We start from the raw sequence: 15659 nt of genomic DNA, 5'->3' as shown, positions 1-15659 counted from the left end.
GGGTCGGGCGCCGTCGGCGGACTGTACGGGGAGATGCTCGCCCGGGCCGGGCACGACGTTCATTTTCTGTTGCACTCCGACTACGAGCACGTCCGCGAGCACGGATGGAAGATCGAAAGCCACTGGGGCGATTTCGATCTGCCCCAGGTCAACGCGCACGCGTCGATCGACACCGTTCCGGCCTGCGACGTCACGTTGATCGGTTTGAAAACGGTCAACAATCATCTGCTGCCCTCGCTGCTGGCCCAGCCGACTTCCCAAGGCGGTGTGGCGCTGGTGCTGCAGAACGGGCTCGGCGTCGAACAATCCGTCGCAGAACTGCTCGGCGCCCCACGCGTTTTCGGCGGTTGCTGTTTTCTATGCAGCAACAAAGTCGGGCCGGGCCACATCCGCCACATCGACTACGGACGCATCGTCTTCGGCCCCTATCAAAACTCTGCGGAGACGTTGTCCAAGGCCGAACAGATTTGTGCCGAGATGAGCGCGGCGGGAATCGAAGTTCAGACATCGGATGATCTGAACATGGTGCGTTGGCGCAAGTTAATGTGGAACATCCCCTTCAACGGGCTTTCGGTTGCACTGGATGCATCGACGGACAAGTTGATCGGAAACGAGATGTCGGTTGAACTGATCCGTGACATCATCACGGAAGTCCATCGCGCGGCGACCGCTTGCGGCGCCTCGATCGACTCGTCCTGGATCGAAAAAACCATCGATCACACGCGGACAATGAAACCGTACGACAGCAGCATGCGGCTGGACTACTTGGCCGGGCGAACGATGGAATTGCAAACGATCCTCAAGACCCCGATCGACACGGCACAGGCCGCTGGCGTACCGATGCCCAAGGTCGAGATGCTCTACCAGATGCTGTGTTTCATGTCGACATCTCGCCAGTCCCAAAGCGAATCTTGAGCGAGGAGAACAACGCGGGAGATTTCACAGCGATCGCCGCGATACCTTAGAATCGCAGACTCAGTGCCGGACATCAAACCGTCAGCACCTGAAGCATTGCAGACACAATAAAAAAACGCACGGCCTTCCCCCCGAAAGGCCGTGCGTTGGCAGCTTCCTCGCCAATGCGTGAGAGTGTCGCGTCGGCGCGGTTGATCGGATCGTCTTTCAGCATTTCGCTACATCACCGGCTCCGGCGAAGTGCGAGACGAAGGATCATTCCGCGGGGACAGTCATCACGAGGACGCGAGGAAGCGTCGTTTCGATAGCACTTGTGCTCGTTCTCCAAAGTTAAATCCGGTTGCGTCTTCGTCGATTCCGAGGTCCAGATCGGTGAAGACGTCGTCGACGACGGTGGCGGTCGCTCCGCTACCGACGGTGTTCTGACCGGTGACGAAATCATCCGGCTGAACCTCTTCGACCTGGTAGGTTCCGGCGCCCAATTGGGTGAATTGGTAATCGCCGTTTTCGTCGGTCAACACCGTGCGTTCGGCGATCGCATCACCGGAACTGTCGGTTCCGGTCAGTCGAATCAGAACACCCTCGATGCCGACTTCATCGGAATCAAAAACGCCATCGTTGTCCCGATCAAAGTAGACCGAACCACTGATCGACCGAATCATCGGATCGACGGCCGTCGTCGCTGAGTCGGTGTTATTGGTATCGTCCGATTCATCCGTTGTCGTTGATACAACCACGACGTTTTGCAGGTTTCCACTTGCCGTGCTATCAACCGTTGCGTTGATGGTGAAACTGAACGACGCACCGGGCGCGAGATCGCCGGCGTCGACGGTTACCACACCGCCGCTGGCCGACAAGGCATTGTTGTCTTGGTCGGTACCGCTGACGAAGGTGACACCCGACGGAAGCGTATCGGTCGCGACCGAACCAAACGCCGTCGACACACCGTTGTTGGTCACCGTGACGGTGTAAACCAGTGTGTCTCCGGTTTGCACGATGTCGTCATCGACCGTTTTCTCGACCGTCAAATCGGCCTGCGGCGTCGCGGTGATCGCAGCGGTTGCCGTGTTGTTGGTCGTGTCCGTCTCGCCCGTGTCGGCGGTGACGCTGGCGGTGTTGGTCACCGTCCCGCTGGTATCGACACCGACGGTGAAGACCAACGTCGCAGTCAAGGTCTCGTTTTCATCCAACGAGACCGCGGGGAAGGTCACCGTGCTGCCCGACAGCGTTGCCGATTGTCCATCGATGGAACCGCTGACAAACGTCAATCCGGTCGGCACGTCATCGGTCAGAACCACGTTGGTGGCCGTGCTCGGTCCGGAATTGGTCACATCGATCGTGTACGTCACATTGCTGCCCGGATCCGGAGTCGTATCTCCAGCGGACTTGGTCAGCGTCACATCAAACTGGGGTGTCACGTCGGTCGTCGCCGTGTCACTGTTGTTGGTCGTGTCGGTTTCCGTACCGGCCACGGTGATGCTGCCGGTGTTGACGATCGATCCCGTGGCATCTTCGTTGACCGAAACGGTGACGGTGAACGTTCGGGTCTCGCCGACGGGAATCGGGTCGTGGACCACGGTCACGGTTTGTTGGGCGGTGTCGAACCCGGACGACGTGGCGTCGGGTGCGTCAATGGTCAACCCGGTCACGCCGGCCGGCAGCGTGTCGGTGAAGGTGACTTCGCCGGAATCGCTGACGCTGTCGGTATCGTGAGAGATCGTGAACGTGTAGGTCAACGTATCCTGTCCGGGGACCGCGGTCGCCGCATCGACGTCTTTGGTGATCACCAAATCGGTGTCCACGGTGATCGCGACGTCAACGTCGTCACTGTCGTTGGTCGCGTCGGTATCGACATCGCTGGTCGTGATGTCGGCCTGGTTGTTCAAGGTGCCCGTGGCGGAGCTGGCGATGTCAACGACGAAGGTAAACGTTTCGGTTTGCCCGCTGGTCAACGTGCCGACATCGAACGTCAGGATCTGGCCGTTCTCGGTGACGGTGACGCCCGATGTTCCGGCGTCGAAGCTATTGAACGTTAAACGCGAATCCAACGTATCGACGACCTCGACGCCTCGGGCGACGCCCGGACCGCTGTTGGTGACTTCGACGGTGTAGGTCAATGACTCACCGGCGACGGCGGTGCCGGTCGTCGTTTTGGTGACGGCAACATCCACGTTTCGAACCACCGGCGTGGATTCGGTCGCCGAGTTGTTGGACGGATCGGAATCGGTGTCAGGCGATCCGGCAACGGTGGCGGTGTTGTCGAGCGTGTCGCCGGCGTCGGCCGCGACGAGCACGACGACGTCAATCACTGCGGTCGCCGAAGCGGCCAGATCATCGATGCTGATCGACAGGCTGCCGCTGCCGGCCGGATTTTCGGTCACCGTTCCGCTGCCGGTGGTGAACGTGGCACTGACGAACGACAGGTCGGCCGGCAGATTGTCTGTTGCCGTGATTCCCGTCGCGGTGTCCGGACCATTGTTGGTCACCGTGATGGTGTACGTGAATTCTTCACCGGCGACGACCGAACCGGTCGTGTTGTCGGACTTGGTGATGGCCAAGTCGGTCGTGACCAAGGACGCCACGGCGTCATCGGAGTTGTTCGTGTCGTCGGTCTCGACCTGGTCGCCACTGATCGTCGCGGTGTTGGTCAAATCGGCGGTTTGTCCGTTGTCGATGTCGACGGCAATCCGAATCGTGTCGCTCGCTCCGGCGGCCAGCGTGCCGATCGCGACGCTCAGGTCTTGTCCGTTGATCGTCGGGGTGTAGCTGCCAAAGTTCGAATTGGCCTGATTGATCGTCATCCCGTTGGGAATCAAATCCGCGATCACCACGGTGGTGGCATCCAGCGGTCCGTTGTTTTGGAAGGCGATGTCGAAGAACGCTTCGCCACCGCTTTGCAACGTCGAGGCGGCCGAGTCGAGCGTCTTGGTGATCGCCAGATCGATTGTCGGAACGACACCGAAGTCCACAGACAGGTTGGTATTGTTATCGGTATCACCGTCATCGGTGGGTTCGGACCCGGCGACCAAGGTGATTTCGCCGGTGACGATTCCGACGCCCGCGACCAGAGTCCCGTTGTCGTCGTCACTGACGTCGTCATCCGGGTCCGCTGCCGGGTCGTTTCCGGTACTGGAGATGTGGCCGAACAAGGATTGTCCGGTTCCCAATTCGGACTCGGGAATGACCACCAGGTAGTTGCCGGCGGAGAGTTGGGCGAAGGAATAGTCGCCGTTGCCGTCAGTCGTTGTGGTTGCAACGGCGGCTTGCGTGCTCGGATCGATCGCACCACCGCCGCCGGGTTCGGCGTACAGTTCGACGGTGACTCCGGAGACGCCTGTTTCGCCGCCGTCCAGTTCGCCGTCATTGGTGTCCGCTCCACCGCCGAAATCGGAGAAGACGGTACCGCCGAGGGTCAACAACTGCGTGTTCTGCAGATTGCTCGTGACCGGGGCTGGGCCTCGCGATTCGACGACGGAAAAGAAGATGTCGTTGTCGGCGTTGGTGACGGCGGCTTGGGCGCGAATCGCGATGATGCTGTTGAAGTCGGCCGGCGCGGTGAACCCAGGCTCGCTCGCGATGATTCCCCAACCGGCATCATCGAACTGGACAAAGATCGATTGCAGCGTCGCGTTTTGCTGAATCGGAATCGTGATCTCGGATCCTTCGGTTGCCGAAGTGATCACGGTCACGATCATCGATTCTGCTTGGTTGGCCCCACGGCCGACGATTTCAATCCCGGTATTGGTCGGGACGGCTCCACCGGCGGTTCCGCCTGCTAACGACGAGATCGGTGAAAATCCAGGCGGCACGGTCAACCCGAAGGCTCCATCGTTTCCGTCATATTCGACCGTCACTTCGCTCGTCGCCCCGCCACCGGTGCTCAGACTCATCAGTTGGTTGGCCGTGTCGACTTGGAACGTCGTGTTGCCGGCCGCACCGGTATGCGTCAGCCGGGCGTCGCGGAATTCACCCAAGGCATTGGTCGCCGAGACGGTTTGATCGACCGTCTGGGCAGCGATGGCGGTTGCGATTTGTGCGCCGCTGGTGAAATCATCGATCGTCACGATGGTTTCGCCATCGGCGTCATCGGCGGTGATTTCGACCAGTTGAGCCGACGGTTCGTCGACGTCACCGGGCGCCGCACCCTGGACCACAAAGTACGTATCTACCGACAGGTCGTCAAAGCGATACTGCCCTGGCACAGGGTCCGCACTGGTGTCGGTCGTGACGGTGTCGACCAACACGTCCGTTCCGGCATCGAAGGTGTTGTTGGCGTTGGTGTCGCGGTAAAGCTCCACCGTCACGCCTTCCAAACGTGGATCATCGCCGGTCAGACCGTCACCGGTCAGGTCCGTAAACGCGACACCGGAGATCGCACCAATATCAGCGGCCAGCAATTGGCGTTTGACCAACGACTCGTGCCGCAACACGCGACGGTTGTTGCTTCTTGTTTCGGTATCTGAACGATGCTTGCGACGCACCAGTCGCTGAATCATTCGCTGCCAGACCATGGGGACGTTCCTGTAATCGGGTGATCCGAACGCCGATCCTCACGATGCGTTGATCGTGAATGATTCACTGCCTGAATGCGATCGGCGTTCAATTGTTCGGGGGGAGACCAGTCTCAATCGCTGCTATCGGCCCCAGGCGGAGAAGAATTCACCCAGCTGCAGGTTTTAACGATTACCACCGGTACTCCAGGCCGTAGGTCAAGCCGTGAGCCCAGTAGTCGGTCGTGTCGAAGGCGAACAGGGGACGGGGATCGCTGGCACCGGTGATCGCCGGCGGCAACTGATTGGTGTCAATCATCGTCGGGATGTGTTGCCCCGGACGAACAACGTTGGACCAGTAGATTCCGGTGTATCCGAAGGTCGCCTTCAAGTGATCGGTCAACTGGTATCCCAGTGTCAGATTCAACTCGGGCAGCACGGAGAACTCATCTTGTTGGTGCGTCCCGCTATTGGACGCCAATGCCAACAGACCGGCGTCGTAAGTGTCCGTGGTCTGATTGCTCGTGTCGTTGCGATCGACGATCACCGTCTGGCCCGCGATGCGAACGGTTTGACGCGTGTTGCCGACCGCCAGGCGGACGAGGCTTTCACACGTCCAGTAGCCGCGTGTGATGCGGTAGTTCCAAGCAAAGTCGATACCGTTGAATTGGTTCTCGGTATCAAACTGATCCATGATATCGAAGTCACCGATGTTGAAGGTTCCGTTGTTGGTCAGGTCTTCGCTGATGGCCACCCCTTCATCGAGTTGCATGAATCGATATCCCACTCGAAATTCCGATCGCGAGCAGTAGTGGCCGGCACATCCGCAGAACAACCATTGGCGGCAACCCTCGTCGCAGCACATCATGCGTCGCAGATAAACGCTGCCACCGGCAAGTTCGCTGTAAGCGGTCACGCCGACCGTTCCGGTCAATTGAATGTCGGCACCGTTGTTCAACGCGACCAGCTCGGCGTCCTCTCGGCCCGTCAGTGTGTTGAAGAACGGTCGAGCCAAGATCGGGTCGCCCGTGCTGGTGGCCGAGAACGTTTCCGATTCGCGATCGAGTTCCAAGTAGTCTGCACCGACACCCCAGGTGTGGCATCGATCCAACCAGAATCCGAACTTCAGTCTCCAACCGGTCCGTGAATCGTCAAACAGAGCGCGGCCGGGGCCACCAAACACCGTCGTCGTGGTGTCTCGCGTCAACACTCCGGCGTCGGCTTGAGCGGTCCCCGAGGGTGATTGCGTGACCAGAGCGGGCAGCTCCATCCCGTCGGACCAGATCCCGAGGCCTTCGAATGAAACCCAACCGTCTTGGGGAAGACTGAGCGTGATGGCCGGTCGCCAAGCACGCCCGCTGGGAAGCTCGCCGCACATGCTGCATCCGCAATTAGGCCCACAACTGCCCATGGAATCGCAACCGATGCCATCGCACCCGAGCGAACCGCAACCGCAGCTCGCTCCCATCGCGTCACAGGAGCCGTCGACAATCGCTGATTCGTAGATGATTTCGCCTTCCATCGGCGGAGGCGTTGGGATTTGGTGTCCGGCTTGCCGGACGCCCGACGGACGCGCCGCGGCGGCATTCGTCGAAGCCGATTTGCCGGCAGACGTTCGCTTGGTCGGCCGCACCGCCTGGGCGTGGCGACTGTTCTTGGGTTGCACTGCCGGCTGGCTCGTTGGACGCTGGACTTGTTTCGTCACGCCCGCAGAGGTTCGGGTGGGAGACCAGCTGGCACGGGCCGCCTGCACATGCTCGGACGGATCGACGTCATCGCGATGCTGCCCCGATGAGGTCTGTGCGCTGGCACTCGGTGCGCCGAGCGGGCTGAGCGAAAATGCTGCCAACAAGGCGACAGCGAGCGGGCGGGATAATTGAAAGTTAGGCACGGTCGTCACCACTTGAGACTCTGGGGGGGTAAAACCCGGCTGCGGCCGGATCCGCGACGCTCGCGGAAGACTGACGTCATGGCAAAGGGAGGCCAAACGCAGCATGGGTTTTCGGAGTGCCGCCGCGTTTCACGCAGCGGGCACGACCTGTCAGTTGCGATATCGACGAGCCCCCGAAGTCTCCTAAAGGCAAAATCCGAAAAATCGGAAAAATCCTCAAACACGGCGTAACCGCTACAGCTTGCCAAACACGGCTACCGGGCCGGGGAGCATCGGTCCCATCGAGGTGTCATAGGACGAAGAGGACCAATGCGACCAATGCGACAACCTGAAACCTGAAACCTGAAACCTGAAACCTGAAACAACAGGAACACTTGACCTGACCGCCCTCAGATTGGTACTCGACACACAGCGAACCGGTGCACCGGACGTTCGCTGTTGTTTCTTCAGCCAATCATCTGACTTTTTCAAAGCTCCTTGTGACAGCGCGACCGGCCGACTCCGTTCCCGTCTTGCGACACGCCAGGCTTCCCAAAGACGCCTGGGATGCTAGCAATCGCTCCGCGCGTTTCCCCGTCCCGCTGCTTGCGATCTGCTGTCTGATCGGATTGTCCCCAGGCTGCCGCGGCCGTGCCCACGAAGACCTGTATCGCGCCAAGATGGCCAATGAGATTCGTGTGCTGGAAGATCAGCTGTATGACGCCGATTACCAGAACCGCGTGCTTCGCGATGAACTGGAACGGTCGCGCAACCAAGACCTCCGCCCGGAAGGGCCGTCCGATCGAGTTCCCCGAGAACGCATCCTGAACCAAAGCCCGCCGCAAGTGCCGGACGATCAGCGCGCGCCCCCACCGGATGACTACGAGATCTTGGACCTGAATTCGCCCAACGTGACCGAACCGGCCCGGCCGTCCACTCCAGACCAGACCGAACAACCGGGAACCGAAACACCCACGCCAGCGCCAACGCCGGAACCCGCCGCCGGAACGGGCCTGCCGCTGCCCCCGGCGATCGATAACGTGCCGGTCCAAGACGCCCCCAAGACGTCTGATTCGCCCCTGCCGCTGGTCGACCCGCCCACAGAAAGCGTTCCCAAAGAAGGCCTGGGTATGCCAACCGAAACGCCCGCTGCTCCGAAGCCGACGGAATCGGAAGGCCCGTTCCTGGAACTTCCTCCTCCGGCCGAACTCATTCCGCCCGGCGAGGGCGAATTGATGGACGATCAGATCATTCCCGGCCCGCCGCTGCCTCCGGACGAGGATCCCGAATCGCCGCCGGGTAAGGTGAAGAATCCTGACGACGCCAAAACGATGGGGTTCGAACCTCCCACAACCGAACCGCTCGCGATCCCGGACCGGCTGGAGTTGCACGACGGCCTGTCCGGCGGGCATCAATTTGACCAAGACGCCGACATCGACGGGCTGTTCCTGGTCGTGACGGTCGTCGACGACAAAGGCCGTTCACTCTCGCTGGAAAATTTCGATGTCGACGCGGACCTGACCGTTGTGGTGCTGGATCCCGACGACGATTCGGAAGACGCTCGGATCGGACGCTGGGACTTCAACCCCGAACAGGTCCGTGACATGGTTCGACAGGCCCCCATCGATGGGATCCACATCCCGATCGCCTGGCAGGACCGGGTGCCTGCGGGCAACGACGTGATGGTGCATATCCGAATGGCGGCTGCCGAAGAAGAAATGCGGTGCCAGGGACGCGTTCGGCTGGAACAATCCGTCGCCTCGGCAAATTGGTTGCCCCGAGGGTGACGAGCTGTCGTAGTGGAAAACGCGCGTTGTCGCTATGCTAGCGGCATGAATGCAAATCAAATGGAAACCCTCGAACCTGCACAAGCCAGTTTCGACGACCTGGACCTGTCCCCGGTGATGCGCCGAGCGCTCGCAAAAGCCGGTTTCGAAAAACCTTCCCCGATTCAATCGGAACTGATCCCCTTGGCGCTCCAGGGGCTCGATGTGATCGGCCAAGCCCGCACCGGGACTGGCAAAACCGCCGCGTTTTCGATCCCGATCCTTGAACAGCTCGATTCACTCGAAGACTGCCGCGACCCGCAAGCGATCATCGTCGTCCCGACGCGTGAGTTGGCCGACCAGGTCGGCCGCGAGGCGCAACGATTGGCAGCCGGCGTGCACACCGAAATCGCGGTGTTGGCCGGTGGCAAAAACATCCGCACCCAACTGCGACAACTTGAAAACGGCGTGCAGATCGTCGTCGGCACCCCCGGACGACTGCACGACCACCTGCAACGACGGTCCCTCCGCACCAAAGACGTCTGGTGCGTCGTGTTGGACGAAGCCGACCGGATGCTGGACATCGGATTTCGGCCCCAGATCGAGCGCATCTTGCGAAAGTGCCCGCGAGACCGACAAACGCTGCTACTTTCGGCAACGCTGCCCCCCACGGTCCAACGACTGGCCGAATCCTACATGGTCGACCCGATCGTGATCGATTGCTGCAAAAACGAAATGTCGGTCGAAACGATCGAGCAGCATTACTTCACGGTTCCGCAAGAACGCAAGCAAGACCTGCTGGTCGAGCTGTTGAAACGGGAGAAACCCGAGCAAGCGATCATCTTCTGTCGCACCAAACGCGGCACCGATCGCCTGTATCGTGCGATCAGCAAAGAACATCCCTCCTGTGCCGCCATGCACGGCGACATGGCCCAGCGTGAGCGCGATCGTGTTCTGCAACGCTTGCGTGATCGTGACTTGGAGATCCTGGTCGCCACCGATGTCGTCGGACGCGGCATCGACATCAGCACGATTTCACACATCATCAACTACGACGTTCCCGAAGACAGCGACGACTACGTTCACCGTGTCGGACGGACGGGGCGGATGGGCCGCGACGGCGTGGCGTTCACGTTCATCGTTCCCGGCCAGGGCGATTTCCTGACCAGCATCGAACAGCGAATCAACAAACTGCTGATCCGCGACTCGATCCCCGGATTCGAAGCCCCCGAGAAACTGGCCGAACCGGAGAAGAAAGAGGTCGACCCGATGCGGAAACGGCTCAATCCGATGCACCGCAAAGTCAAACGCCGCCGCTAGGGACACGGACTCGCCTCGCGGTTCGCCGTTGCAATCCCAACCGAAACGAACCGCATTCGAGTTCCGCGACGCAAATGCGTCAACCAAGACGATCACTCGGCGAACAGACTGGCGACGAGCAATTGATCGGCGCCGGCATCGAGCAAACACTGCGCATCGCCGGCGCTCCGAATCCCTCCGCCGGTCACGTAACGCGGTTGTGGCAATTGACGTCGAATCCGCTTGCACAACTCAAGCGTACGCTCGATCGACGTGCCCCCGACAGACGCCAGATCCAGTCCGATCACCGTGGCGATCGCGGCCCGGCGACAGGCCTCGAACCAAGCCTCTTCCGAAGTCGATGCGGACAACCAGCGCCCGTCTTGGTAGTCAAAGCTGACAGCCACTTGGTCATGCGGAACGCGCGACAACACGTCTCCCAATAACGACACGTCGCCGGCGCATTCGGTTGCCAGGATCACCACGACGCTCGGGTTGCTGCGAACCAACGATTCCATCCAGTCCCAACGCTCTGGAGCGACCGCCGCACGCAGTCCCAGGTCAAGGAACAGAGTTCCACGGCGATCGGAATCATTGGCCGCCGGCTCGCGATGGACGATCGCTTCGATGAGCGACTGTTGCCAACGGTCATGCCGGATGCCATCCAGATCGGCAACGTAGAAAGAACCGATCCCGACGCTTTGGTAGCCGTCGATCAATCGACACGCATCCCCGTCGATTCGAAGGGACGACGGACCGGCGGTTCGAAAAATCGACACCGGCAGATACTGATCGCGCTGCCCCCCGACACCGTGAACCGCGAGTCCGTCTTGCAGATCGACGACGCCGACGAAACGCGAAACAAGTGCGCTATCCAATTCAACCCCAAAGTGGCGTACGCTTCCAGCTTGCGAAACCGATGCGTCCAACTTGCGAAACCCAAGCACCCCGCTTGCGAGCTGTAAGCTTTCAACGTGTGAAGACCGGCAAGCAAGATGCTTACCCCACGCCTCCGGACATCATGCGTCGGGCAGGGAGAACAACGATTCGACTTTCACGATCGCATAATCGTCGGGAAACGTGTGAATCGCCTGAACCAACATCGAGCGTTGGCGTGTCTCGATATTGACGTAGCTAAGTGCCCCGAGCGACATCCTGCCGCTGGCATCGAAGGTGTGTAGCAGGCCTTCGGTGGGCTGCTTGGAAAGTTGCTGCTGCACCATGAAGAACATGTCCGGCGCGACAGGCTCGAGCTGGAAATGGGTTCGATAGCCGATGCCGAAATGAAAATCGGCCTTGTCGGTGCGACTGCCCTTGAGTGAATGGCTGACCAGACAGCGTTTGGTGGGCAAGGGTTGATGGGCACTGGTGGCGACTTCACACACGGTCACCGGCGTTTTGCCGGTCGTGTTCCAGGTGATCACGTGCCCACAATTGGTGATATTGACTTGCGCGTGATACGCACTTCGCTCAATTCGCCGCGTGCGATGCACCCGGTAGAGTTCGGGGTGGAGCGAACGGCTGAAAACGTGAAACGCGAGTTCGGCGACTTTGGGGCGAACCGAGAGCACTGGCGGAATTCCGGGATCGACGAATGATAAGGGGGCAGAAACCGACAGCAGATCCGGGGCAACGCCCCCTCCTTGCGATGGTCCGATTCTGCCGACAATGGACAACAGATTACGATAACGCGCGACCCGAGGTCGCAAACCGCCGAGCGTTTCGTCTCTTTTCCGATTCGAAGTGACGCGTCAGGCTCTCGGCAAATCGCCTGATGCACGTCATTATAGATGCTCTCGCGAACAAGACAGAAGAGCGTTTATCGCTCCAAAATGAAAGATTTGCATTTTGTCCAATCGCGTTCAGATTCCCATTGACAGACAGCCCCGTTGTTACCTGGTTTCCGCATGGTCATCGTCATCGATAACTACGATTCATTCACCTACAACCTCGTGCAACGATTGGGCGAGATCGACCCGACGACGAAGCTGCGCGTGTTTCGCAACGACGAAGTCTCGGTCGATGAAATGGAATCGCTGTCGCCGGATCGGATCTTGGTTTCGCCTGGCCCCTGCACGCCAAACGAAGCCGGCGTCAGTGTCGAGTGCATTCGTCGCTTCGCCGGCAAGGTGCCCATGCTGGGCGTCTGCCTGGGGCATCAATCGATCGGTCAAGCGTTCGGTGCGACGATCATCCGAGCACCTCAACTGATGCACGGCAAGACGGACGAAATCTATCACGATGACAAAGGGTTGTTCCAAGGGCTTCGCAATCCGTTCGTCGCCACGCGCTACCACAGCCTGGTGATCGACCCCGAAACCATGCCCGACTGTTTGGAAGTCGCCGCCTGGACCGACACCGGGGGACAACGACAAATCATGGGTGTCCGCCACAAGAACTTTCAACTGGAAGGATGGCAGTTTCACCCGGAAAGCTTTCTCACCCAGCCGGGGATCGAAATGCTGACTCGGTTTCTGCGTTGGTGAACCGATTCAACATCGATCTTGAAGAACAGGTTGCTGCGATGCGTGACATTTGAAACGGCAATTTCCCTTACAAGCCAGGACGCGCGAGCGAGTGTGCCAAACCACATCCACCGCAACGCTTCGCAGCTTCCAAACTCACCGATGCAGACGCTTGGCATGCGCTACCGAACAACCCGGGAATCTCATGCATCCGTTACGTCGTGACCCTTCACCGTCAACTCATCGGTTGGCTTGCATCGCCAGTGTGTTGGCGATGTCACTGATCTGCACTGCGCCAGCGCTGGGCCAAAGGGAAACGGCCGATCGCAGTCCCGAGCGCGGTGGAGACCGAGATGACCGCAGCGTTGAAATTCGACTCGATGACTTGCCCAAACCGACACCCGAAGTCGCCGCGTTGATCCGCCGCGGGACGGTGCGATTGATCACCGGCGGTCAGCCGACCAGCGATGCGGCATTGCTACCGGTCGGTCAACGGTTGGCCGGTGAGACTCGGTTCACGTTTCGTTATCGCTACGACAGCCGCGCGCAATGGCAGATTGAAAGTCGACGAAACGCACTGAGCCAAACGATGGTGTCGATTCGCGTGCGCTTTCGCTCCATCAAATTAATTTCAACACACGATGTCTGGCTGCGTTCTCCGCCATCGGCAAATCAGTTTTGGGACGACCGCGTGGTGCGTCACGAATTCGATCATGTCCGGATCTCCTCCGACCCACGGATTGAAAAACACTTTCTCGATGCCGCCAAGGAACTGGAAGTCATGCGGGTACCGCTGTCTTCGGTGGCGGGACGTGGCGGCAAGATCGATAACGCCAAAGTCCAAGCGTTGATCGAAGCCGGAATGAAGCAGGCATTGAACAACACGACCGACTATGTGCGCATCCGCTACCGTGAATTGGACCGCTTGACCCGGCATGGAATGCTGCCGCTGCCCGATGACGTCGTACTAATCGACGAACCGTAAGCACACGGCGATGACGGCCGCATCAGCGGCGCGACGGGTTAGCGAAAATCGGGCGGCGAGGGTTCACCGGGGACGATGCTCGCGTTGAGCATTTTCTCTTTCTGGAACCGTTTCAATCGCTCCTGAAATTCCTGCTCGGTTTCCTCGTCCGACTTTTTCTCGAGCCGGGGCGGTTCAGGTGTCGGGTCGCCGTCGGAGCCCCTGGATTTGACGCCACCGAGCGGTGCGACCCGCTCGCGGGCTTCGATTTCGTCACGCCCCGAGTCGCGAGGTGAAACGTCTCCGACACGAGCACCGCCGGGATCAAACAGACTGCCGACGCGTCCCGAGTCACGCTGCGTCCGCTCCCAACTGCCACCATAGGCCGAATAGGCCTGGTCCTCGCGGTCGCAACACAGTCGGCAACCGGTGCTGGATGTCACGGCGAAGCCGAGCAGCGCTAGGCCCATCAGCGTGCGTGAAACACGACTCAGTCGCTCGTCTGGTTTGCGGTCAGCTCTCATCGTGTTGCTCTCGTTCACCACTTCACAGCGGGATAGAGTGTCAGCCCAGGTGCCAGGGCGCATCAAAAAATGGCGTCCGCGGATGCGAACACCATTTGTATCGGTTACGACGACGAGAGGCTTTAGGAAAGATTTGCGGGTTAGTGGCGGATTGCGTGCACCACGTCGGTGATGTTCTTGCTCATCATTGCCAGGGCTGATTCGATTCGAGGTGCGGTGCCGAGTCGGTCGCCGACGCCGGGCAGCGACATGACGCAAAACAGTACCAACACGAAACCACCGTAGGCAGCACCACTATTGATGCCAGATTCATGTCCGATCACGCGAGAACCTTTGGTAAAGGGGAGACGAAATGCCCAGCGCTCTTTCGGTTCGTATTCACGGATCGTACCGACTTGCAATCGAGCCTCGCCTTGAACCGTTTCGACGAACGTTTCGGCGATGACTTGCATGCGACGCCCGTCATAGCGAAGATCGTAGCTTTTGCCCGACTTGATCTTTTTTGCCAGTTTGGGGCCAAGTCCTAGTGTGAAACCGCCACCGGATGTTTCACGAACGAAGACTTTCAGTGGCTTGCGACCGACCTGGAGTGTTGCGGCGCTGTCTCCGACCACTTTGCATCGATACGTTTTCGCTTGCCCCTCGGTGGGCAAGGTCTTGTAGGAATACGCTGGCATCGTTCTGACAACCGTTGTGAGAGGGTCTGCCGGGATTGGACTGAGAACCAGTCCGGTTTGATTAGCTTTCGCGCCGACTGCGCGAACACTGAACGCTAGCTCGAAAAATCACCGACAACGTGACCTGCGGTGACCCCGCAGAGGGTTTTTCCTCAATAAGCTGTTCCGATTAGGAAGCCTGAACCAGCTATGACAGTCCGACCGGATGCAACGGTGCTGTCAGGACGAATCGAAGAGTCAGGCCGGTGGCAGTCGACCGGCCCCGTTTTGATCCTTCCGAACTCCGGACAGGCGGGCAATGCAAGCCAAATCCATCGTTCTGGTGGCATCCATCACCGTGATCTTGACGCTTCGCCCAGCCCCCGCGGCGGCGCAGCAAACGATGCCGCAGTCCTGGTCGCATCCGAGCGACCGAGATTCGTGGCGAGAATCATGGCAGCCCCCACAACGCTCCCCCCATCCCGCGGCCTGGAATCCAGAATCGTTCTACCAACTCCAACGCATCGCTCCGGCCCCCGATCGCGACACGCAGGCTCCGCTGTCGGTCGATCAACTGCGCAACACGCTGCGGATCGCAGCACGAGACGAAAGTGAAACGCCAGCGGCAGATGACCGGTTGACCGACGGCGGTGACAGCCTGCTCGGTGACGATCTGCTCGGTGGCGACTTGCTCGGTGGTGGGCTGCAAG

The 15659-nt window shown here is 59.8% G+C and carries 13 protein-coding genes; 6 read left to right on the top strand and 7 right to left on the bottom strand.

The genetic code is table 11. From position 1 onward, the window contains the following. The coding region (locus tag ABX749_RS04050; protein WP_372894867.1) for a putative 2-dehydropantoate 2-reductase at positions 1–915 on the top strand (915 nt) is incomplete at its 5' end. Between the two features lie 73 nt (positions 916–988). On the opposite strand, the gene ABX749_RS04045 is transcribed toward ABX749_RS04050, so the two are convergent. The 3 genes from ABX749_RS04045 to ABX749_RS04035 all read right to left on the bottom strand — a co-directional run bounded on the left by ABX749_RS04045 (position 989) and on the right by ABX749_RS04035 (position 7071). Then, positions 989–1129 carry a hypothetical protein gene (locus ABX749_RS04045; RefSeq protein ID WP_372894866.1) on the bottom strand — a complete coding sequence of 47 codons (141 nt, stop codon included), beginning with the start codon at positions 1127–1129 and terminating at the stop codon, positions 989–991. Between the two features lie 61 nt (positions 1130–1190). Next, entirely contained in the window at positions 1191–5426 is a 4236-nt protein-coding gene (locus ABX749_RS04040) for a beta strand repeat-containing protein (RefSeq protein WP_372894865.1), read from the bottom strand. A 172-nt stretch (positions 5427–5598) separates the two neighbouring features. Continuing rightward, positions 5599–7071, bottom strand: a complete 1473-nt coding sequence (locus tag ABX749_RS04035) for a BBP7 family outer membrane beta-barrel protein (RefSeq protein WP_372894864.1) — start codon at positions 7069–7071, stop codon at positions 5599–5601. Positions 7072–7775: 704 nt separating this feature from the next. Between ABX749_RS04035 and ABX749_RS04030 the strand changes: the two genes are divergently transcribed. Together ABX749_RS04030 and ABX749_RS04025 are read left to right on the top strand one after the other, a co-directional pair. Then, positions 7776–9062, top strand: a complete 1287-nt coding sequence (locus ABX749_RS04030) for a hypothetical protein (RefSeq protein WP_372894863.1) — start codon at positions 7776–7778, stop codon at positions 9060–9062. A 60-nt stretch (positions 9063–9122) separates the two neighbouring features. Then, positions 9123–10361, top strand: a complete 1239-nt coding sequence (locus tag ABX749_RS04025) for a DEAD/DEAH box helicase (RefSeq protein WP_145222186.1) — start codon at positions 9123–9125, stop codon at positions 10359–10361. A 92-nt stretch (positions 10362–10453) separates the two neighbouring features. On the opposite strand, the gene ABX749_RS04020 is transcribed toward ABX749_RS04025, so the two are convergent. Together ABX749_RS04020 and ABX749_RS04015 are read right to left on the bottom strand one after the other, a co-directional pair. Then, positions 10454–11218 (bottom strand): HisA/HisF-related TIM barrel protein, encoded by a 765-nt coding sequence (locus ABX749_RS04020; RefSeq protein WP_372894862.1) that lies wholly within the window; start codon positions 11216–11218, stop codon positions 10454–10456. Positions 11219–11359: 141 nt separating this feature from the next. After that, the gene (locus tag ABX749_RS04015) at positions 11360–11911 is read right to left on the bottom strand and encodes a DUF2617 family protein (RefSeq protein ID WP_372894861.1); all 552 of its coding nucleotides are present in this window, start codon (positions 11909–11911) and stop codon (positions 11360–11362) included. A gap of 336 nt (positions 11912–12247) precedes the next feature. Here ABX749_RS04015 and ABX749_RS04010 point away from each other — a divergent pair, with 336 nt between their 5' ends. Both ABX749_RS04010 and ABX749_RS04005 read left to right on the top strand, forming a co-directional pair. Beyond that, positions 12248–12826, top strand: coding sequence for an aminodeoxychorismate/anthranilate synthase component II (locus ABX749_RS04010; RefSeq protein ID WP_372894860.1), 579 nt, complete (start codon positions 12248–12250; stop codon positions 12824–12826). Positions 12827–13010: 184 nt separating this feature from the next. Continuing rightward, positions 13011–13790: a hypothetical protein gene (locus tag ABX749_RS04005; protein ID WP_372894859.1), complete on the top strand. Its 780-nt coding sequence runs from the start codon at positions 13011–13013 to the stop codon at positions 13788–13790. A gap of 38 nt (positions 13791–13828) precedes the next feature. Here the strand turns inward: ABX749_RS04005 and ABX749_RS04000 are convergent, their stop codons facing one another. Continuing rightward, positions 13829–14293: a hypothetical protein gene (locus ABX749_RS04000; RefSeq protein WP_372894858.1), complete on the bottom strand. Its 465-nt coding sequence runs from the start codon at positions 14291–14293 to the stop codon at positions 13829–13831. 140 nt (positions 14294–14433) lie between these two features. Beyond that, positions 14434–14970, bottom strand: a complete 537-nt coding sequence (locus tag ABX749_RS03995; protein ID WP_372894857.1) for a hypothetical protein — start codon at positions 14968–14970, stop codon at positions 14434–14436. A 298-nt stretch (positions 14971–15268) separates the two neighbouring features. Here ABX749_RS03995 and ABX749_RS03990 point away from each other — a divergent pair. Then, a partial coding sequence (locus ABX749_RS03990; protein WP_372894856.1) for a hypothetical protein occupies positions 15269–15659 on the top strand: 391 nt, incomplete at its 3' end.

The sequence above is a fragment of the Stieleria sp. genome (assembly GCF_041595215.1).
Classification (GTDB): domain Bacteria; phylum Planctomycetota; class Planctomycetia; order Pirellulales; family Pirellulaceae; genus Stieleria; species Stieleria magnilauensis.
This window is presented reverse-complemented; position numbering and strand designations above follow the sequence as displayed.